General features: G+C 30.2%; 17 protein-coding genes. 15 read left to right on the forward strand and 2 right to left on the reverse strand.

What is annotated here, in order from left to right; translation table 11 throughout:
* Positions 1–17: 17 nt before the first annotated feature.
* From hemB to hemF, 7 genes are all read left to right on the forward strand, one after another.
* Positions 18–983 (forward strand): porphobilinogen synthase, encoded by a 966-nt coding sequence (gene hemB, locus EV195_RS09300; protein ID WP_132794676.1) that lies wholly within the window; start codon positions 18–20, stop codon positions 981–983.
* An 82-nt stretch (positions 984–1,065) separates the two neighbouring features.
* Positions 1,066–2,361, forward strand: a complete 1,296-nt coding sequence (gene hemL, locus EV195_RS09305; RefSeq protein WP_132794677.1) for a glutamate-1-semialdehyde 2,1-aminomutase — start codon at positions 1,066–1,068, stop codon at positions 2,359–2,361.
* Between the two features lie 3 nt (positions 2,362–2,364).
* A complete protein-coding gene (locus EV195_RS09310; protein WP_132794678.1) occupies positions 2,365–2,829 on the forward strand; it encodes a protease complex subunit PrcB family protein in 465 nt (154 codons plus the stop codon).
* A gap of 1 nt (position 2,830) precedes the next feature.
* Complete coding sequence (gene hemE, locus EV195_RS09315) at positions 2,831–3,859, forward strand: uroporphyrinogen decarboxylase (protein ID WP_132794679.1); 1,029 nt, start codon at positions 2,831–2,833, stop codon at positions 3,857–3,859.
* 24 nt (positions 3,860–3,883) lie between these two features.
* A complete protein-coding gene (locus tag EV195_RS09320) occupies positions 3,884–4,483 on the forward strand; it encodes a TlpA family protein disulfide reductase (RefSeq protein ID WP_132794680.1) in 600 nt (199 codons plus the stop codon).
* Between the two features lie 66 nt (positions 4,484–4,549).
* The gene (locus EV195_RS09325) at positions 4,550–5,278 is read left to right on the forward strand and encodes an EI24 domain-containing protein (protein WP_132794681.1); all 729 of its coding nucleotides are present in this window, start codon (positions 4,550–4,552) and stop codon (positions 5,276–5,278) included.
* 42 nt (positions 5,279–5,320) lie between these two features.
* A complete protein-coding gene (gene hemF / locus EV195_RS09330) occupies positions 5,321–6,223 on the forward strand; it encodes an oxygen-dependent coproporphyrinogen oxidase (protein WP_132794682.1) in 903 nt (300 codons plus the stop codon).
* Between the two features lie 6 nt (positions 6,224–6,229).
* On the opposite strand, the gene EV195_RS09335 is transcribed toward hemF, so the two are convergent.
* Entirely contained in the window at positions 6,230–8,857 is a 2,628-nt protein-coding gene (locus EV195_RS09335) for a DEAD/DEAH box helicase family protein (protein ID WP_132794683.1), read from the reverse strand.
* Between the two features lie 24 nt (positions 8,858–8,881).
* Complete coding sequence (gene cysC, locus EV195_RS09340) at positions 8,882–9,424, reverse strand: adenylyl-sulfate kinase (protein WP_132794684.1); 543 nt, start codon at positions 9,422–9,424, stop codon at positions 8,882–8,884.
* Between the two features lie 159 nt (positions 9,425–9,583).
* Here cysC and EV195_RS09345 point away from each other — a divergent pair, with 159 nt between their 5' ends.
* The 8 genes from EV195_RS09345 (at position 9,584) to EV195_RS09380 (ending at position 19,235) form a co-directional block, all read left to right on the forward strand.
* Positions 9,584–10,972 (forward strand): sensor histidine kinase, encoded by a 1,389-nt coding sequence (locus tag EV195_RS09345; RefSeq protein ID WP_132794685.1) that lies wholly within the window; start codon positions 9,584–9,586, stop codon positions 10,970–10,972.
* Between the two features lie 2 nt (positions 10,973–10,974).
* Complete coding sequence (locus EV195_RS09350; protein ID WP_132794686.1) at positions 10,975–11,667, forward strand: response regulator transcription factor; 693 nt, start codon at positions 10,975–10,977, stop codon at positions 11,665–11,667.
* Positions 11,668–11,783: 116 nt separating this feature from the next.
* Positions 11,784–12,359: a hypothetical protein gene (locus EV195_RS09355; RefSeq protein ID WP_132794687.1), complete on the forward strand. Its 576-nt coding sequence runs from the start codon at positions 11,784–11,786 to the stop codon at positions 12,357–12,359.
* A gap of 3 nt (positions 12,360–12,362) precedes the next feature.
* Positions 12,363–13,349, forward strand: coding sequence for a dienelactone hydrolase family protein (locus tag EV195_RS09360; protein WP_132794688.1), 987 nt, complete (start codon positions 12,363–12,365; stop codon positions 13,347–13,349).
* A gap of 245 nt (positions 13,350–13,594) precedes the next feature.
* Positions 13,595–14,914 carry a dihydrolipoamide acetyltransferase family protein gene (locus tag EV195_RS09365; RefSeq protein ID WP_132794689.1) on the forward strand — a complete coding sequence of 440 codons (1,320 nt, stop codon included), beginning with the start codon at positions 13,595–13,597 and terminating at the stop codon, positions 14,912–14,914.
* A gap of 252 nt (positions 14,915–15,166) precedes the next feature.
* On the forward strand, positions 15,167–16,117 hold the full coding sequence (locus tag EV195_RS09370) for a hypothetical protein (RefSeq protein ID WP_132794690.1): 951 nt from the start codon (positions 15,167–15,169) through the stop codon (positions 16,115–16,117).
* A gap of 49 nt (positions 16,118–16,166) precedes the next feature.
* Complete coding sequence (locus tag EV195_RS09375; protein WP_132794691.1) at positions 16,167–16,400, forward strand: hypothetical protein; 234 nt, start codon at positions 16,167–16,169, stop codon at positions 16,398–16,400.
* A 201-nt stretch (positions 16,401–16,601) separates the two neighbouring features.
* On the forward strand, positions 16,602–19,235 hold the full coding sequence (locus EV195_RS09380) for a ligand-binding sensor domain-containing protein (protein ID WP_132794692.1): 2,634 nt from the start codon (positions 16,602–16,604) through the stop codon (positions 19,233–19,235).
* The last annotated feature ends 60 nt before the right edge of the window (positions 19,236–19,295 follow it).

Below are 19,295 nucleotides of genomic sequence, written 5' to 3' on the forward strand. Positions count from 1 at the left end.
CAAAACATAACCGATATATGTTTAGAACACGCAGACTTAGAAAAACAGAAAACGTTCGTCGATTGGTAAGAGAAAATAAACTTTCAGTCGACGATTTTATATACCCATTATTTATTGAAGAAGGACAAGGAATTGAAAAAGAAATTCCATCTATGCCTGGAATTAAAAGATATTCATTAGACACAATATCTAAAGAATTAGATGAATTAGTTGAATTGAATATTCCTGCAGTTTTATTATTCGGTATTCCTGCTAATAAAGATGAAGTAGGTACCGAAACTTGGAATGATAATGGAATTATGCAACAGGCTATTCGTTTTATCAAGAAGAACTATCCTAGTTTATATGTAATTACAGATGTTTGTTTTTGCGAGTATACTTCACATGGACATTGTGGTGTATTGTGTGATCATGATGTTGATAATGATGCAACGCTTTTGAATTTAGCTAAACAAGTTATTTCTCACGCCAAAGCTGGCGTAGATATGGTGGCGCCATCAGGAATGATGGACGGAACTATAGCAATGATTCGTGAAAGTTTAGATGCAGCTGGTTATCCTAATTTGCCAATTATGGGATATTCTGTAAAATATGCTTCTGCATTTTATGGTCCGTTTAGAGATGCGGCAGATTCAGCTCCGTCATTCGGAGATAGAAGAACCTATCAAATGGATCCAGCAAATAGAGATGAAGCTCAGAGAGAAGCTACATTTGATGATGAAGAAGGAGCGGATATTTTAATGGTAAAACCTGCATTGTCATATTTGGATATTATTAGAGATCTAAAAAATAATTTCGATCGTCCAATAGCTTGTTACAATGTAAGTGGTGAATATGCAATGGTAAAAGCAGCTGCTGAAAAAGGTTGGATTGATGGAGAGCGCGTTATGATGGAAAGTTTGTTATCAATGAAAAGAGCGGGAGCTGATATCATCATTACCTATTTTGCTAAAGAAGCAGCTAAAGTATTATCAAAGAAATAAGATCACTAAGAGGAAAGTTAAGTAATTCATATTAATTGATTACTTTTCATATTTATTTTCGTTTTAAGAGAAAAGAATACAAATGGAATTCAAAAAATCACACAAATTATATAACAAAGGATTAGTAAATTTAGTAGGGGCGGTAAATTCTCCTGTGAGAGCATTTGCATCTGTAGGGGGTAATCCTTTATTTATTGAAAAGGCAAAAGGTAGTAAAATTAAAGACGTAGACGGGAATTCGTTTATCGATTTAGTATTGTCTTACGGGCCTATGATTTTAGGTCACCGTCATCCAAAAGTACAAAAAGCAATTACCAAAGCTTTAAAAAATGGATATTCTTTTGGAGCTTCTACAGCAAATGAAATTAAACTAGCTAAAATAGTTTGTGATGCTTTCCCAGGAATGGATAAGGTTCGTTTTGTAAATTCAGGTACAGAGGCTGTGTTAAGTGGAATTCGTTTAGCTAGAGCATATACTGGTAAAGATAAAATTATAAAATTTGCAGGTTGTTATCACGGTCACCAAGACTCATTACTAGTTGCTGCAGGTTCTGGTTTAGCAACGTTAAGCTTACCAGGAAGTAAAGGTGTACCAGAAGGAGCAGTAAAAAATACACTTATAGCAAATTATAATGATTTAGATAGTGTAAAAGCACATTTTGAAAAGCATGATGATATTGCCGGTGTAATTTTAGAACCAGTTGCAGGTAACATGGGAGTTGTAATTCCTCAGGATGATTTCTTAAAAGAGTTAAAAGCATTTTTAGAATCAAAAGGAGCTTTATTAATTGTTGATGAAGTAATGACAGGTTTCCGTTCTAAGTTTGGAGGAGCTCAAGAATTATTAGGAGTAGAAGCAGATATTACATGTTTAGGTAAAGTAATTGGAGGAGGTTTTCCAGTTGGTGCTTATGGTGCAAGAAATGAAATTATGGAGAATGTAGCTCCTTTAGGAGGTATGTACCAAGCAGGAACGTTGAGTGGAAATCCGATTGCAATGGCAGCTGGAATCTCAACATTAACTGAGTTGAAAAAGCAAAATCCGTATGAGTTTTTTGATAAAGTTGCGGCCATAATTGAAAGAAGCTTATTGACTTCTGCTCAAAAGTATGGAGTTGAGTTGACTGTAAATAGATTTGGTTCTATGATTAATCCTTTCTTCACTAGTAAACACGTAACTAATTTTGAAGAGGCACAATCTTCAGATACTAAGAAATTCGCTGTGTTTTTCTGGGAAATGATTAAAAATGGAGTGTTTTTACCACCATCTCAATTTGAAGCTTGGTTTCTATCAAGTGCTTTAAGTTCGAAAGACATTGAGAAAATTAAGAAGGCTATAGATAACTCTATGGAAGCTGTTTCTAAAATGGAAGCGTAAATTATGAAGTTAGTTGTTACCTTATTTTTTAGTCTTTTCCTTATGGCTTGTTCAAATAAAAGTGTAAGTCAGTCACATCAAGAAAGTACAGTTGTAAATGTATACCAAGGTGTTTTAAATGGAGCAGGAGAAGAGGGGTTAGAAGAGGGAAACTTGATAATAGAGTCTAATGAAGCTTGGCAAACATTTCTTGAAAAACTGAATAGTGTAAACAACGTATCAGGACAATTTAACTCAACTATAGATTTTTCAAAAAATAATGTAATTGTTGCAGTTGACCGTGTAAGGAATACGAGTGGTTTTTCGATTAAGCTAGAGAAGGCTCAAGAAGAAAACGACCAATTAATGTTTAGTGTACTTAAAAAAGGTCCTAGTTCAAACGACATGGTTGCCACAGTAATTACACAACCAATAGATATAATAGTAATTAATAAAACAAACAAAAAGATAGTTTTTGTAACGAAATAAAATGATAAAGAACGATTTATTCTTAAGAGCCTTAAAAGGAGAAACAGTTGATAGACCACCAGTGTGGATGATGAGACAAGCAGGTAGATATTTACCTGAGTTCATGGAAATACGTGAAAAGTATGATTTCTTTACACGTTGTAGAACTCCAGAATTGGCCTCAGAAATTACAGTACAACCTATCCGAAGATTTGGAATGGATGCTGCTATTTTATTTTCAGATATCTTGGTTGTTCCTCAAGCCATGAATGTTGAGGTAGAAATGAAGCCTAATTTTGGTCCATATTTACCAAATCCAATTCGAGATAAGCAATCATTAGATAAGGTAATTATTCCTGATGTAAATGAGGAATTAGGTTATGTAATGGAGGCTATTAAAGCAACTAAAGAAAAATTAAATAACGAGATTCCTTTAATCGGTTTTGCTGGTTCTCCATGGACTATTTTATGTTATATGGTACAAGGACAGGGTTCTAAAAATTTTGATAAAGCAAAAGAATTTTGTTTCACACAACCAGTTTTGGCACACCAATTGTTAATGAAGATTACGGATACCACAATTGCTTATTTAAAAGCAAAGGTAAAAGCAGGTGTTGATGCTGTTCAAATTTTTGATTCTTGGGGCGGAATGCTATCACCAACAGATTATCAAGAGTTTTCATGGCAATACATCAATAGAATTATCGAAGCATTAAAAAATGACGCACCGGTAATAGCATTTGGTAAGGGATGTTGGTTTGCTTTACAAGAAATGTCTAAATCGAACGCGTCGGCTTTAGGAGTAGATTGGACATGTTCTCCAAGGAATGCAAGATATTTAACCGGTGGAAATGTAACGTTACAAGGTAATTTTGATCCATCAAGATTACTTTCTCCACCAGCCGAAATAAAAAAAATGGTCACAGAAATGATCAACAATTTTGGAAAGGACAAATATATTGTTAACTTAGGGCACGGTATTTTACCAAATATACCTGTTGAAAACGCTAAAGCATTTATTGATGCCGTTAAAGAGTACAAAGTTGAATAAATAAAAAATTAAATAATAATTCCCATGAAAAGATTCGTATCATTTCTGTTAATTATTCTTGCTACAAGCGTATTTGCACAAAAAAAATACTACAATCAGGCAGTAAACAGTTGTGCAGGTAAGTCTTCTGAAGAATTAATAGATAAATGTATTAAAGATAGTTACTTGTTGAACTATGACTTTACAACTGATGAAGGAAAAGTTGTTAGTACTAAAGATATTAAGAAGCCTATCGTAATTTTAGCTGCTGCTGGTTGGTCTGCTCCATGTATTGGACAAATTCCAGCAATCAATGAAATTGTTGATATTTATCATAAAGATTTTGAGTTTATCATGATTTTTTGGGATAAAAAGGATAAGTTAGGAAGGTTTAAAGAAAAAGTTGATTCTAGAGTTTTACTTGTGCCTCCTGGAGAATTAGATAAGGTTGAACAAGGTAATTTAGATATCAGTGGATTTGTTCACAAATTAGATTATCCAACGGCTTATTTAATAGATAAAAACAAGAAGTTTGTTGATGTAAAAAGAGGAGCAGCAATTCCTTCTAAAACAGTTACTAGAGAACAAGCTAATGAAACTAACATTTCTGAGTTGGAAAAATTTATCAAGCAAGCTTTAAATTAATCCAAAAGAATATATTAATTATAAAACCTCTTTCTTACATTTGAAAGAGGTTTTTATTTTTTAGCTATGATACAATCAACCATTACCGCAATTAAAGCATATTTTGATGCATTTGAAACCATTAATAAATTAAAACTTTGGAAATATTTTTTTATTCCAATTCTTATTAGTGCTATAGCTGCACTTATCATAGGTTCAATTACCTATTTTTTATCTGATGATTTGGGTTATTATGTGGCTAAGATTTGGCCTTGGGAATTTGGCAAAGAAACGTTTACTTCAATTGGTAATTTTTTAAGTGGTGTGGCTATTGTTGCTATAGGATTTATTTTATATAAACATATTGTTTTAGCATTATCTTCTCCTTTTATGGGGCCAGTTTCTCAAAAAATTGAAGAGCATTTTTATGGAGATCAACATACGCATAGAAAAATCACTTTTTCAGAATCTTTAACTAGAGGAATTCGAATTAGTATACGAAATATTACGAGAGAGTTATCGTTAACAGTGTTACTTTTAATTTTGGGGCTTATTCCTTTAATAGGTCTTTTTTCTTCTGTTTTATTATTTCTTGTTCAAGCTTATTATGCTGGTTTTGGAAATATGGATTATACTTTAGAAAGGCACTATAACTATAAGGATAGCATCACTTTTGTTAAAAGACATAGAGGTACAGCCATCGGTAACGGAATAATCTTTATGTTATTTTTATTGATTCCTGTGGTAGGAGTAATTTTAGTATTACCATTTTCTGTGACTTCGGCAACAACAGAAACTATGAAAAAAATTCAATAAAAAACTTCATTATAATTACTTTTGCCGAACAATTAAAGAAGAATGAAAGACCAATTTTACGCATACATTCAACAGTTACAAGATACCATAACAAATGAACTAGAAAAGATAGATGGAAAAGCTACTTTTCGAGAAGATTTATGGGATAGACCAGAAGGAGGAGGAGGAAGAACTCGTGTAATTGAAAACGGAAATGTATTTGAAAAAGGAGGCGTAAATATATCTGCTGTACATGGAGAATTACCTGAAATTTTAAGAAAGCAGTTTAAAGTTGAAACAGGTAATTTTTTTGCTTGTGGTCTGAGTTTAGTATTGCATCCTGTTAATCCATTCGTACCAACTGTACATGCAAATTGGCGTTATTTTGAAATGTATAATGAAAAAGGAGAGATTGTAACTCAGTGGTTTGGTGGAGGACAAGATTTAACACCGTACTATCTTTTTGATGAGGATGCTATTCATTTTCATACAGTATGTAAAGAAGCTTGTGATAAGCATCATAAAGATTTTTATCTTACATACAAGGAAACATGTGATAACTATTTTTGGAATGCTCATAGAAATGAAGCTAGAGGAGTTGGTGGATTGTTTTTTGACTACTTAAAAGAAACGAAGGAGTTTTCTATGCAAGACCGTTATAACTTTGTAACGGAAGTTGGAAATAGTTTTCTAAATAGTTATGTTCCTATTGTAACAAAAAGAAAAGAAACAGAATACACAAAAGAGCACAAAGATTGGCAAGAAGTTCGTAGAGGTAGGTATGTAGAATTTAATTTAGTACACGATAGAGGTACTTTATTTGGATTAAAAACTAACGGACGTATTGAGAGTATTTTAATGAGTTTACCTCCAGTTGTACAATGGAAATATGACCATGTTCCTGTCGAAGGAACAGAAGAAGCTAGGCTACTTGAAGTTTTAGCAAATCCTAAAACTTGGGTGTAAGGAGCTTTATTTCCAAATTACATTTTTCTTTACAATAGCTTTATCTCGAATTCTAATTTTTTGTAAACGGGCTTTTAACAAATGTTTTCTGCCTTCTAGATTTCTGGTGTAAATCATCTTAACTATTCCAACTCGGATATTCCAATGTTTAAGAAAAGCGTTGGCGTCTTTTTTATTGCCTCCAAAAAGTTCAGGAACAACAGTATACTTTTGTTTAGTAAACTTATTTGTTATCCAAGATTTTTTATTCTCTTTTAAAAGATATTTAGGATTACCAATTGGTTGTAATATTTCATTAAGAACATTTACAAAGGTTTTGCTTTCAAATCTATTAGCGCCATAAATTGTAATTCCAACTTCTCCTTTTCCTTTTAACTTAGTTTTTAGAGTTAGTTTATTTTTTGGTGTTGTAATTATCTTTAATTCTAGTAAGGTGTCAAGAACAGCTTGTCCTATTTTATGAATTCGGGTATCGTATAAACCGTATTTTAGGTAACTACGTGTGTTTTTATGAATACTAAAAAGAGCCCAAATAAAAATGCTAGTAATTGAAAAGTAAAGAAGTTGTATAATCTTAGGATCATCAATAACAAAAAGCAAAGAGAAATAAACTATTAGCATCCCAATGATTAATGAGATTTCACTAAAACTATAAAGTAAAGCATTTACATAATCTAATTTAGTCGATTTTGTAGCCTTTTTCTTGGGGTTTACTAAAGTAATCTCATCATGTATTTTTTTTCCGTTAAAGATAGATGTGTGCCATTTTGAAGCGATGATTTCTCTTCTTTCAGATTCTAGAATGGTTTTTAAATTTAAACTTTCGACATCATTAACGAAAATCTCTTCAGGAAGACTAAGTCTAGACAATCCATTTTGAATGGTATTATTGTCGTTATTTGAAACACCTAAAAATGAATTAAATCTTCGAGATAAAAGTTCAAGATCTTTTCCTCCAGTCGGATCAGTTGGATCAATACATGCTAAATGCCATATTAAGCCAACTTTATTAGGATTGTTAGCATTTATGCGTATGGCACGTCCTCTCATCTGATTTGAAGTTACAAAAGAACCTACAAAAGAAGCTAAAACTAAACTGTTTATAGACGGAGCATCCCAACCTTCTCCTAACAACGATTTTGTACCTATTAAAACCTTAATATGTCCTAATTCAAATAACTTAGTAATTACTTCTACAGTGTTTTTTGAAGATGATGAAGTACTGCTTACTAGCACATAATTGCTATCCGATTCTAGGTAAGAAAACTTATAATCTTCAATGCTGTCAATCTGCTCTATTTGTTCAATTAAGGATTGATGAATAATAACAATTGAACCTGATAATACAGCTAGACCTTTAGGGTAAAAAACTTGATTTTTGAGCTGAAGAAATATTGGAATTACTCCAATTTTATCGATTGAGTTAATATTGCTGGTTGGAATATTCAAGTATTCTTTCCTTATATAATCAGTTAGGATAACACAGCGTAACTCTTCCTGTAAATTCTTTTGTTCTTGACGAACAATATCAATAATGCTTTTTAATTTACTCGGACTATTACTTAACGATTTGAATAATTCTTCATTTCCATTTAGATAAACTTTATTCTTGCTAAAGGCTGAAAGTTTTCTCAGTTTTTTTTCGAGTGCTTCCAAGTACACTTCATGTTGTTCGAGGTTTTCTCTATCAGTAACTAATATGCCTTCTAGTAAATTTTCTATCCATTCATAAGATACTTCAGGGAAATCAACATCTTCAGCTTCATCAAAACCTAAAAGTTGAAGTTTGTCTTGAGAAATTTCAATTTTTAATCCATTTAAGAAAATAAGCAGAGCAGAGAAAAAGTCAGGGTTTTTGTATATTTCTTCAAGATAGCTTTCCGTATACTTTATGAAGCGATGATTTTTAATTAATTCTATAAACTCGGTTTCATGAAATAAAGAATAGACAAACTCTTTAATTTTTTCTTTAAAATTTGTAATGTAAATGGACTCATCAGATTCAGGTTTTGAAAGATATATTAAATCTTGATGAGGAGCCAAATTCTTCTCTTTCACTAAATCAGGTATAACAATCTCATCATCAATTTCACCACACAGTTTAAAGTACTTTATAATTTCCGATTTATCGCTATCGTAAGGCGGAGTTGCGGTTAATGCTACTACTGTTTGTAAATGTTGTTCTTTTAAGTCGTATAAACATTTCCACCAAGCATTTTTTAAATGATGTGCTTCATCCAATAGCAAGACTTCTATTTCATGTTTCTTAAAAAAAGTATAGTAATCTTCTTCCTTTTCAAAAGTTTTATAAAAGGTGTGTAAAGCTTGATACGTTGAAAATGTAATATCAGATGGTTCTTTTAAATTAAAAGAAAAATTTTTAAAGTTTTGATGCTCAGTAAAAAAGGTTTGCAAACGATTTTCCCACTGATTTCGGATTGTTAATGTAGGAGCCAAAACCAATGTTTTTTTATGTAGTCGCTTTACAATTTCAATACCTAAAATAGTTTTACCAGATCCAGGAGGAGCAACAATATGAAAATGATTATCCTCAATATGGCTATCAAAGTTTTCAAGTACCGTGGCTTGGTAAGGTCTCCATTTTAGTTTGAAAATTAAATTTTTAAATATCATAGCAAATTTTGTCACAGCATTTTCTTAAACCTTCAGTTTGTTCTGAATAGCAGTATATATAAGTTCTATAGTTTGTTCGAGCGGGTTCTCTTCCTTGATTTCTAAAAATGGATTTTCAGGAACTTCATAAGGCGCATCAATTCCTGTCATATTTTTTATTTCTCCTTTTTTTGCTTTTTCATACAACCCTTTTACATCTCTTTTGATACAAGTATCCAAGCTTGTATTTACAAAAATTTCAAGGTAGTTTTCTTTCCCAACTATTTCTTTAATAACATTTCTACTCTCTTTGTAGGGAGTAATAAATGCAGATAGTACTATAAAGCCTGCATCTAAAAATAAAGAGGCTATTTCAGCCATTCTTCGTAAGTTTTCTTTTCTGTCTTCAGGAGAGAATGATAAATCCTTATTGATTCCTTTTCTTAATATATCTCCATCTAACAAATAGGAAGAAAAGCCATCAGTTTCTAATTTAGATTGTAATGCATTAGCGATGGTAGATTTTCCAGCTCCAGATAAGCCTGTAAAAAGAATTAAAAAAGGATGATATGATTTATTTTGATGCATTGATTAATGTATAGTATTTGGTCAAATATATTAAATCAAAAAAGAAGCTAGATAAAAATACTTTACATAGTAAATTTATATGCATGCTTCTTATGTTAATGCTAGGTTAATGGGAAAGTTGAGTTTCGGAATGTCAAAAACTCGTTTTATTTTTGAAAGATGTCTAGAAAAATTATTCTTCTTATTACAGCTTCTGTTTTTGGCTTAATAGCACTTTCGTTTATTCAAGCTTATTTGATAAAAAACACCTATTATTTAAGGAAGGAAGCTTTTATAGATAAAGCAAACGATCAAGTTACTAAAATAGGAAGCTATGGTACTCCTATTGATTCTATTTTCGATGCCATATCAGATACTTTCATAAAAGATCTTGATAAATACAATGTGAAGAAAGTTTCTAAGGAAGAATTGTTAGATCGTTTGAGACACATATCAGATTCATTAAATCCTAGGTTTATAAAAGAATATGAGAAAGAAATTAATTTTAAAGAGATTGGTTACAATTTAAAATATCATAGACAGCTAAAAGACCTTGTAATACTTGATAGTTTACGAACGGATACAATTTTTAATAATAATAGCGGAAAGGCATTAAAATTAGTAGGTCATAGTTTTGATAGTAATCCGGAATTACTAATTGGAAATTCTACATGGGAAACTAGCAGAACATTTGAAGAAAGAGTTCAAGGGCGAATACAGAAGATTAAGTATCATTTGATTTTTGAAACCTCGAACTATATTAACATAGACGATTGGAAGAAAATCATTTTAAACGAAATGAGAAGTCTATTACTTTTTTCATTTTGCATCTTTATTTTCGTCATAGCACTTTTCTATTATTCAATTAAAAATTTAATCACTCAAAAGAAAATCTCTGATATTAAAACAGATTTCATCAATAATATTACTCACGAATTAAAAACACCGTTATCTACACTTTCATTAGCTACTAAAATCTTAAAGAAGGAAGATAATAATGCATCAGTTATTGAAAATACAATCAATACTATTGAACGACAAAACCTTCGTTTACAGAAATTAATAGATCAAGTACTAAATAACAGTTTAGGCTATCAAGATCTTGAATTACATAAGCTAACAGTAAAAAGTGTTCCTCTTATTTCGGAAATAGTAAACGATTTTAAGATAGCGCATGAAGAAACTATTTTGTTAGACTTAGATGTTTCAGAGGAAAATAATACTCTTAATTTGGATAAATTTTACATTACCACAGCCATTGTAAATATATTAGAGAATGCCGTAAAGTATGGAGCTACAGAAATTAAGGTTTCTAGTTTTGTGAAAAACAATTACTGGAATCTCGAAATTAATGATAATGGTATTGGGATTTCTAAAAAGAATCAAAAACTGATTTTTAATAAATTTTTTAGAGCAGAAAACAAAGATGTTCACAACGTAAAAGGATTAGGATTAGGATTGTATTATACACATCAAATTCTAAAAGCTCATAATGGTTCCATATCTGTAAATAGTGAAAAAGGTAAAGGAACAAGATTCACAATTGTATTACCTATAAATAAGTTATAACTATGAAACAAAATCATGTTTTGTTAGCTGAAGACGATGTAGATTTTGGAAACCTACTACAACAATATTTAGAGATGTCTGGTTATAGAGTTACTTGGGTTAAAGACGGTGAAGAAGCTCTTATCGTATTTAAGCAAGCAGCCTTTGATATTTGTGTGTTGGATGTAATGATACCAAAAAAAGACGGTTTTACATTAGCAGAAGATATTATAAATGAGAATCCAGAAATTCCGTTTGTATTTCTAACGGCAAGAAAATTAAAAGAAGATAAAATTAAAGGGTTAAAACTTGGAGCAGATGATTATATCGTAAAGCCTTTTGATGCAGATGAGTTGGTTTTACGATTAAAAAATATTATTAAAAGAGCTAATAACTCTGTAACTACAATCATCAAAGAAGAGTCAATTGAAATTGGAGCCTATACTTTTAACCAAAGACGTTTAGAGTTAATTTATCAAGATGAAATTCAACAACTAACAGAAAAAGAAGCCAATCTAATACTATTCTTATTCGAGCATAAAAATCAAATGTTGAAACGAGAAGAGATCTTAAAAGAGGTATGGAAAAATGAAGATTATTTCTCAGGAAGAAGTATGGACGTGTTTATTAGTAGACTACGTAAATATTTCAAAAAAGACACCACTATATGTATTGAAAGTTCTAGAGGTATCGGACTAGAATTCAAAGTCTCTTGATAACTAAAGTTAATTGTATAGCATTAACGGTTAATCGAAAGTTAACGAATTAAGATTACTAGTTTTTAGAGTGTTGTCGAACTAATTTTGAGGTATAAATTTTAAAACTATACAATATGAAATTAGTAAGATTAACAACAGGATTAATTTTTATTACGTTAGCGGCTTGTGCACAAACTCCAAGAGTACCAACACCACCACCAACACCAAATACACCTGGTTCTTCGCAAACAGAAGTAGTAACATCATCATCTTCAAGAGTTAACAGTTCTACTAGTGTGTCTGATGCAAACTCTAGTTATAAGTTTCGGTCTAAATTTCATTCTTCAAAAAGAAAGGGAATAGAAGACATTTTGGTAAAAGCTTTAGATGGTATTGAAATGAAAAAGAGAAATAATCGATTAGAATGGGAAATTTTGCAAGAAGGAGAAATTTTATTTGAATGTAGTTTAACTCAGAATAGACTGTCTATTTACGTTAATAAAGAATTGTCTACAGGGAAATTTAATACGATCATCAAGCAATTAGGAGAGGATTTACAAGATTATATATCATCTTACAAATCTCGAAAATATGTAAGTAGAAGTGCTAGTCTAATCTCCAGAGCAGAAGAACGATTAGAAAGAGCAAAATTAGAAATGGAGCGATCTATTAAGAATTTAGAAGAAGTTAGAAGAGAGAATGAACAATAAGCTATGAAATTTTGGTTATTTAGTTACTTGCTTGTTTTTGCTATCTCAGTAAACTCACAATGTAATCAATTTAAAATGTATGAGCATTTTAAAATAATTGAACACAATGATACAATTAATTATCATGCATTTACTCCAGGAGGATTAATAAGCAAGCAAAATTTACTCGTATTTATTCACGGATCAGGAGCACGACCTTTTTTTGAGTTTTTTACTGAGAAAGGAAAAAAATATAGAGGAAGTTCGATGCCATTTAAAGTAGAATCGATTCCTAATGATTATGCTTTTGTAATTATCTCAAAAAAAGGAATTCCTTTTTGTAGTGATTCAGAAGAAGAGTTTAAAGCTTCTGATGCCTATCATGTAAATCTATCATTACAATACAGAGTATTACAGGTAGATAAAGTTATCAATGATATTGTGAAGAATTACATTCCTAAGCCCAAGAAAATAGTTGTAATAGGTCATTCTGAAGGAAGTGATGTTGTAGCAAAACTAGGAACATTAAACTCAAAAATTACGCATATAGGTTTTTGGTCGGGAAGTGGAAATTCTCAATTGTACGATTTTCCATTGTTTATAAGAAAAGACGTTCTTCAAGGTAAATTAACCGAAGAAGAAGGTTTAGTACAAATGGATTCATTATTTACACAATACAAGGCAATGATGAATGATAAAGATGCAGTAGATAAGAAATGGTACGGACACGCGTACAAGCGATGGGTAAATTTTTCGGAACCACCGATTAAGAATTTACTACAGATTAATATTCCGCTATATGTTGCAATGGGAGCAAAAGATACGTCTGTACCAATTGAGTCGACTTATTTGATTCCAGTTGAGTTTATTAGAAATGGTAAAGAGAACTTGACATTTAAAGTATATCCAAATTTAGATCATAGTTTTAATGAACAATTAGTGGATGGTAAAAAGAAAAGACATTGGAATAATGTTTTTGTAGAATTTATGAACTGGGTAAACAAGAATTAAACACCTTTTTCTAATTTGTGTAATTTCTTAAAAAACAGAGATATAAAAGACAGTGAGTTTCTCAATTCATTGTCTTTTAACACATTAAAAATCAACTTTTCCTTGAATAATACATAAAAAACATGTACTCTAAACGATGTTTTTTATAGTTTTCGTAAAAAAAACTAACTTTCTCAATTGATATAATAATAAATAAATCAAATTTATTTACTATTTTTGTGAGGCAATAAAAATCAATCAATAGTATGGCAAGATTTGAATTAAAGCTTCCTAAAATGGGCGAAAGCGTTGCAGAAGCAACAATTACTTCTTGGATAAAAGAAGTAGGAGACATGGTTGAAATGGATGATACCGTTGTGGAAGTAGCTACAGATAAAGTAGATAGCGAAGTACCTAGTGAAGTGGAAGGAAAACTTGTTGAGATTTTATTTCAAAAGGATGATGTAGTTCAAGTAGGTCAAACAATTGCTATTATTGAAACCGAAGGTGAAGAAGGTGCTGAGGTTGTTTCTCAACAAACGGCAAAAGAGGTAGTAACTGAAACTCCAGTAGCTGCAAAAGAAATCGAAAATACCATTGCAGAAGTAAAAGAATCTGTTTCTTCTTTAGATACTTCTTCAAGCGAACGTTTTTACTCTCCTTTAGTAAAGAGTATAGCACAAACTGAAGGAATTTCTTTAGAAGAGCTTGAAAGTGTTCAAGGAACAGGCAAAAAAGGTAGAGTTACTAAGAGCGATATTCTAGGTTATTTAGAAAACAGAGGTAATCAACCAACAAAAACTTCAAGTGCTCCTTCAATTCAGTTTGATATTGAAAAACCTAAGAAAGTTGAAGCTGCTCCAGTTTCTATATCTGGAAAAGATGAAATTATTGAAATGAGTAGAATGGGAAAACTGATTTCAAAGCACATGGTTGCTTCAGTTCAAACATCAGCTCACGTACAATCGTTTATAGAAGTAGATGTTACTAATGTTGTAAACTGGAGAAATAAAGTTAAAAACGCCTATCAAAAAAGAGAAGGAGAGAAGTTAACTTTTACTCCAATCTTTATGCAAGCTGTAGCGCAAACTATAAAAAAGCATCCACTAATAAATATTTCTGTAGATGGCGATAAGATTATCAAAAGAGGAAATATTAACTTAGGAATGGCAGCTGCTTTACCTGATGGAAATTTAATAGTTCCTGTTATTAAGAATGCAGATCAATTAAGTTTGGTTGGTATGACAAAACAGGTAAATGATTTAGCGCAAAGAGCAAGAGCTAATAAATTAAAGCCAGATGAAATACAAGACGGGACTTACACTGTTACTAATGTTGGAAGTTTTGGAAGTATTACAGGAACTCCGATTATTAATCAGCCTCAAGTAGCGATTTTAGCATTAGGTGCTATTATAAAAAAACCAGCTGTAATTGAAACCCCAGAAGGAGATTTAATTGGTATCCGTCACAAAATGATTGTATCTCATTCATATGACCACAGAGTGGTAAACGGAGCTTTAGGTGGAATGTTTATTAAAACGTTTAAAGATATTATCGAAGCTTGGGATGTAAATCAAGATTTTTAGATAAATAATACATGATATTTATAAAAAGGTTTAGAATTTTTTCTAAACCTTTTTTTATTTTGATCTAAAATAGAATTAAAAACTTGTCCCAGAATTAATAAATTTTATCCCTAATATGTTATTATGAAATGTAGAATAAAATAATTTCATAGCTATTTTCCAAGAATACGGCACATTCGTAATTGATAAGTTATAAGTGATTTTTTTAAAGTATAATTTTAGGTTCACCAATTAATCTAAAATATGTTACATATGAAAAAGTATTTCAAATTAGCTTTATCTTTTTTATTTATTAGTTTTTATGGATGTGATAAACAAATAGAAGATTTATCAATAAGTGAATCTGTTTATGTAGAAAAAGGAATTTTAACTTTTGATTCTGAAGCTTCTTTTTTAAACACATTGAAACATTTAAAAGGCTTCTCTGATAATGAAATTTATCTTTGGTTAGATACTATAGGTTTTTCAAATTCTCATTTTCTGTTGCAGTCTTATTATGATCAACTACCAACAGAAGAAGATATTACATTACAAGAGAAACTTGAAGAAGAAAATATATTGTTCATTCCTAGTCCAGCATTTTCAGCTATAATTAATCAAGAAGGTATTTACAAAGTTGGAAATGAGTTTCATAGGATTACAGAAGATATTGAATATATATCAAATGATTATCAAGCATTACTAAGAAGTGATCTTAACAAGAAGCCAACTTCTAAAGTTCAATTATTTTATCTAAAGAAATATGATAATGCCAGTTTGGAGCAAAAGCTAAACTTAAACGGACAAACATTATGTGCAAAGTATCCGGAAAACTCTTATACGGGAACTGGGTTTTATGGAGGTAATTATTTTAATAAATATCATCCCTATCCAGACGACTTTTTTACTTGTGGAGGAGGTATTTACAGTTTTCATACTCAAACCTGGTACATTGCTTACTCTAATTACTTTAGTGTAGGAACTTGGATAAAAGGGAGAAAATATAAAAGGAAAGGACTTAGTACCAAGTGGAGAGATGATACAATGTCCTTTGCTAAAATAAATAATACTTCAGCAACTAATGTAACGAGACATACAGTTTACTTTAATGAACCTAAAGAACTATATGTTCCAGCTATTCAAACTTTCCGAATCGTTTATCAATACAATGATGAAGGTAAAGGATTACGCCAAGTAAACATGACACTTCAAAGTATACCATAAAAAACGGATTTTCCGTAATCTATTTATTATTAATCTAAAACTTAAAATTATGTTAGAAAACATTTTAAAAATTAACGGTGTTCAAAAATTAGAAGGAAGCACACAAAAAAACATTAAAGGAGGCACAAGATTTAATACCAATGGAATTTGTCCTCAAGAGGGAGATTATTGTAATCTAGACATTGGTGCTGATGAAGTACGTTGTCTTGCAGGACCATTTAATCTACAATGTGTTAATAATGTATGGGTAGCACTTCCTAATACTTGTAATACTTGTGCATAAAATAATATAACCTTTTTTAATAGTTATATTGAAGATTTTCATTAATTATCAAACTACTCAAAGTTTAAATTTGGGTAGTTTTTTTATGCAAGAAACTTTCCTTTTGTAGTTGTTTTAATTACCAGTCATCATTTGTGTAATTGATTTAAAATAACTATTTTCCTTTTTGAAAAAGAAAAATATCTCAAACCTCCCACTACCATGGAAATATTGACTAGCTTTAACTCAAAAAGAGTAAAAAATTGTTGTTGCTTATATCAAATTTTTTGTTTTTTTCTGCTTTTTGCAAATTTTACTAATTTAAACTCTCAAAACCAACTTTTTAAGAATTTTACCGCTATAGACGGATTATCTAGTTCTGAGGTGTATGATATAACTCAGGATAATATGGGGTATTTATGGTTTGCTACAGATAGAGGTTTAACACGCTATGATGGAAAAATATTCAAACGTTATTCAATATCAGAAGGATTATTAGATAATACAATTTTAAATTTTTACGAACAGCAAGATGGTACTATTTGGTGTTCAACCTTGAATCATAAAATTTTTTATTTCAAAAATGAAAAAGAAGGATTTAAAGCTTATTCATATAATCAAGTAATAGAAGAAAGTATTCCAAACAATTTTGTAATCAATAATTTAGTAGTCTCAGAAGATAAATCTTTGTTTCTTACATTTAACAATAAATATTTGTTTTTAGAGATTGATGCTAATGGAAAAGTTTTAAGTAAACCTATAAAAGGAAATAAAACAGACAAACAAAAGTTGATTTTAAAAGCGCTAAAAAAAGTTCCAAATTTTATATTTCGTGATAATTTAAATCTTCATAATTCGAATATAGATTTTAGTATAAATACTACTTACTTATTAGGAGCTTCTAGTTTTATTCGAGTACTAAATGATACAAAAAATAAAAGACGATGTGTTTTTTATAAAAATAGATACTTTTTTATTTCACCCGATGGTACTCACGTAACTAATAAAGTGCCAAATGATTCTAGTTTAGCAATTATGGCAGATAAACTAGATGAAGATTATTTTTGGATAGGTTATCAATACGGAGGAGCCATTATTTTAGATACTCAAGGAAACATAAAGTATCATTTTCTTAAAGATGAATCTGTTACAAAAGTATTTAAAGATCATGAGGGAGGTTTATGGATTAGTACTTTAAACTCAGGTGTTTTTTATAATAAAGAACCTATGATTAATCATTATGAATTTGATAGTTTTCCTACAGAATTAGACAAAGACAATGATAATGGTTTATTTATAGCTTTTCATAACGGTATTGTTAGAAAAAAGATTGAGAAAAGTGAAGAATTTTCAAAGTTATATTCTTCAAATAAAAAACATTCTGTATTTATTGGGTTTGACAAGACCGAGAATTATCTATATATAGAGGAATTATATTCAAAAAAAGAACTTGTTAAAGATAATAAAGCATATATAGATCAAGTTTTTGGAATATCAGATGATGAATTTTTTACCAATGGCTTCAGTAAAAGTCATATAAGTTTTTTAGAAGATACTATAAAAAAAGTGGTAAAAGTTCCAGAGCGTATTTATGATATTTCAAAAATAAATGATGCTATCTTAATTGGTACTCAGGGAGGGCTGTACGAGTATAAAAATGATAGTTTAAAATCATTAAAAGACAATTCTTCATTTTTTAATAATCGAATATCTGATATTGATACTGATGATAATCAGGCTGTAATTACTACTATGGGAAACGGTTTAATAGTTAAGAAAAAAGACACCATTTTTTCTATTAATAGTAGAAATGGTTTGTTAAGTGATATTTGTACTGAAGTTTATATAGAAGATTCTTATACTTTATGGGTAGGTACAAATAGAGGTGTTAATAGAGTAACGTTATATAAAAATAACACATTTGATATTGATACTTTATCTCATAAAGAAGGTCTCATTTGCAGCGAAATTTTAGATATTGAGATTGTAAATGGTTTCGTTTGGTTAGCATCAAGAGAAGGTCTTTTTCGTTTTAGTAAAAGTATTTTTGAGAAGGTAAATTCAAGTTATAAAAAATGGTTACACCTAGATAAGGTGATTGTGAATAATAAACCTTTTGCAAAGAATGATGAAATTGTTCTACAATCGCCAGAGTCTAGCTTAAAAGTTTACTACAATACAGTTTCCTTCAAAAACGGAGGTTATAATGAGTACCGTTATAAAATAAAGGACAAAGAAGAATGGAATTACACCACAAATACAGCTATTGATTTGTCTCATTTAACTTATGGAAGTTATCAATTTAGGCTTCAAGTAAAAAATGAAAATCAAGAATGGATTGAGACAATTGAGAAAAATATTCTTGTTGTTTTACCTTTTTGGAAATCAAGTTGGTTTATAAGTTTGATTTTAATATTAATAGGATTATTTATTTTTCTTTTCTTTAGGTTTAGGGTTTTAGTTTTTAATAAAAAACATTTTACAATAATTTATCATGGAATCTTAAATAAATTAAGGCGAAACCAAGAAGAATTATCTGTGTCTATTAAGTCAAATGGTAATACTATAAGATTAATAACAAGTGAAATTGGTTATTTTAAATCTTCTAGAAACTATGTTGAAATTTTTACAGAAGGGAAAAAATATTTAATTAGAAAAAAAATAGACGAGTTTTTTCAAGAGTTACCAGACACTATAGAGTTCTTGAAAGTGCATAGATCTTATTATATAAGAATTGATAAAATTAAAGAGATAAAGGGAAATAAAGAAGTTGTGATATTTGATGTACAAATACCTATAAGTAAGACTTACTTGGAGAATATCAAAAGAACCTTAAAACATAATTTTGGTATTTAGAGAAAATCTCTCTATTAAATTATGAATATTTTACAAGCCTTTTGTTTTTATATATTTGTA

This window comes from Tenacibaculum skagerrakense (assembly GCF_004345825.1).
Classification (GTDB): domain Bacteria; phylum Bacteroidota; class Bacteroidia; order Flavobacteriales; family Flavobacteriaceae; genus Polaribacter; species Polaribacter skagerrakensis.

Excerpts from the sequence above, each read along its gene's own strand:
- EV195_RS09325 (WP_132794681.1), top strand. The coding sequence starts at position 4,550 with ATGATACAATCAACCATTACCGCAATTAAAGCATATTTTGATGCATTT.
- EV195_RS09375 (WP_132794691.1), top strand. The coding sequence starts at position 16,167 with ATGTTAGAAAACATTTTAAAAATTAACGGTGTTCAAAAATTAGAAGGA.
- EV195_RS09380 (WP_132794692.1), top strand. The coding sequence starts at position 16,602 with ATGGAAATATTGACTAGCTTTAACTCAAAAAGAGTAAAAAATTGTTGT.
- EV195_RS09310 (WP_132794678.1), top strand. The coding sequence starts at position 2,365 with ATGAAGTTAGTTGTTACCTTATTTTTTAGTCTTTTCCTTATGGCTTGT.
- hemB (WP_132794676.1), top strand. The coding sequence starts at position 18 with ATGTTTAGAACACGCAGACTTAGAAAAACAGAAAACGTTCGTCGATTG.
- EV195_RS09345 (WP_132794685.1), top strand. The coding sequence starts at position 9,584 with ATGTCTAGAAAAATTATTCTTCTTATTACAGCTTCTGTTTTTGGCTTA.
- hemF (WP_132794682.1), top strand. The coding sequence starts at position 5,321 with ATGAAAGACCAATTTTACGCATACATTCAACAGTTACAAGATACCATA.
- EV195_RS09350 (WP_132794686.1), top strand. The coding sequence starts at position 10,975 with ATGAAACAAAATCATGTTTTGTTAGCTGAAGACGATGTAGATTTTGGA.
- cysC (WP_132794684.1), bottom strand. The coding sequence starts at position 9,424 with ATGCATCAAAATAAATCATATCATCCTTTTTTAATTCTTTTTACAGGC.
- EV195_RS09360 (WP_132794688.1), top strand. The coding sequence starts at position 12,363 with ATGAAATTTTGGTTATTTAGTTACTTGCTTGTTTTTGCTATCTCAGTA.
- hemE (WP_132794679.1), top strand. The coding sequence starts at position 2,831 with ATGATAAAGAACGATTTATTCTTAAGAGCCTTAAAAGGAGAAACAGTT.
- EV195_RS09370 (WP_132794690.1), top strand. The coding sequence starts at position 15,167 with ATGAAAAAGTATTTCAAATTAGCTTTATCTTTTTTATTTATTAGTTTT.
- EV195_RS09355 (WP_132794687.1), top strand. The coding sequence starts at position 11,784 with ATGAAATTAGTAAGATTAACAACAGGATTAATTTTTATTACGTTAGCG.
- EV195_RS09365 (WP_132794689.1), top strand. The coding sequence starts at position 13,595 with ATGGCAAGATTTGAATTAAAGCTTCCTAAAATGGGCGAAAGCGTTGCA.
- hemL (WP_132794677.1), top strand. The coding sequence starts at position 1,066 with ATGGAATTCAAAAAATCACACAAATTATATAACAAAGGATTAGTAAAT.
- EV195_RS09335 (WP_132794683.1), bottom strand. The coding sequence starts at position 8,857 with ATGATATTTAAAAATTTAATTTTCAAACTAAAATGGAGACCTTACCAA.
- EV195_RS09320 (WP_132794680.1), top strand. The coding sequence starts at position 3,884 with ATGAAAAGATTCGTATCATTTCTGTTAATTATTCTTGCTACAAGCGTA.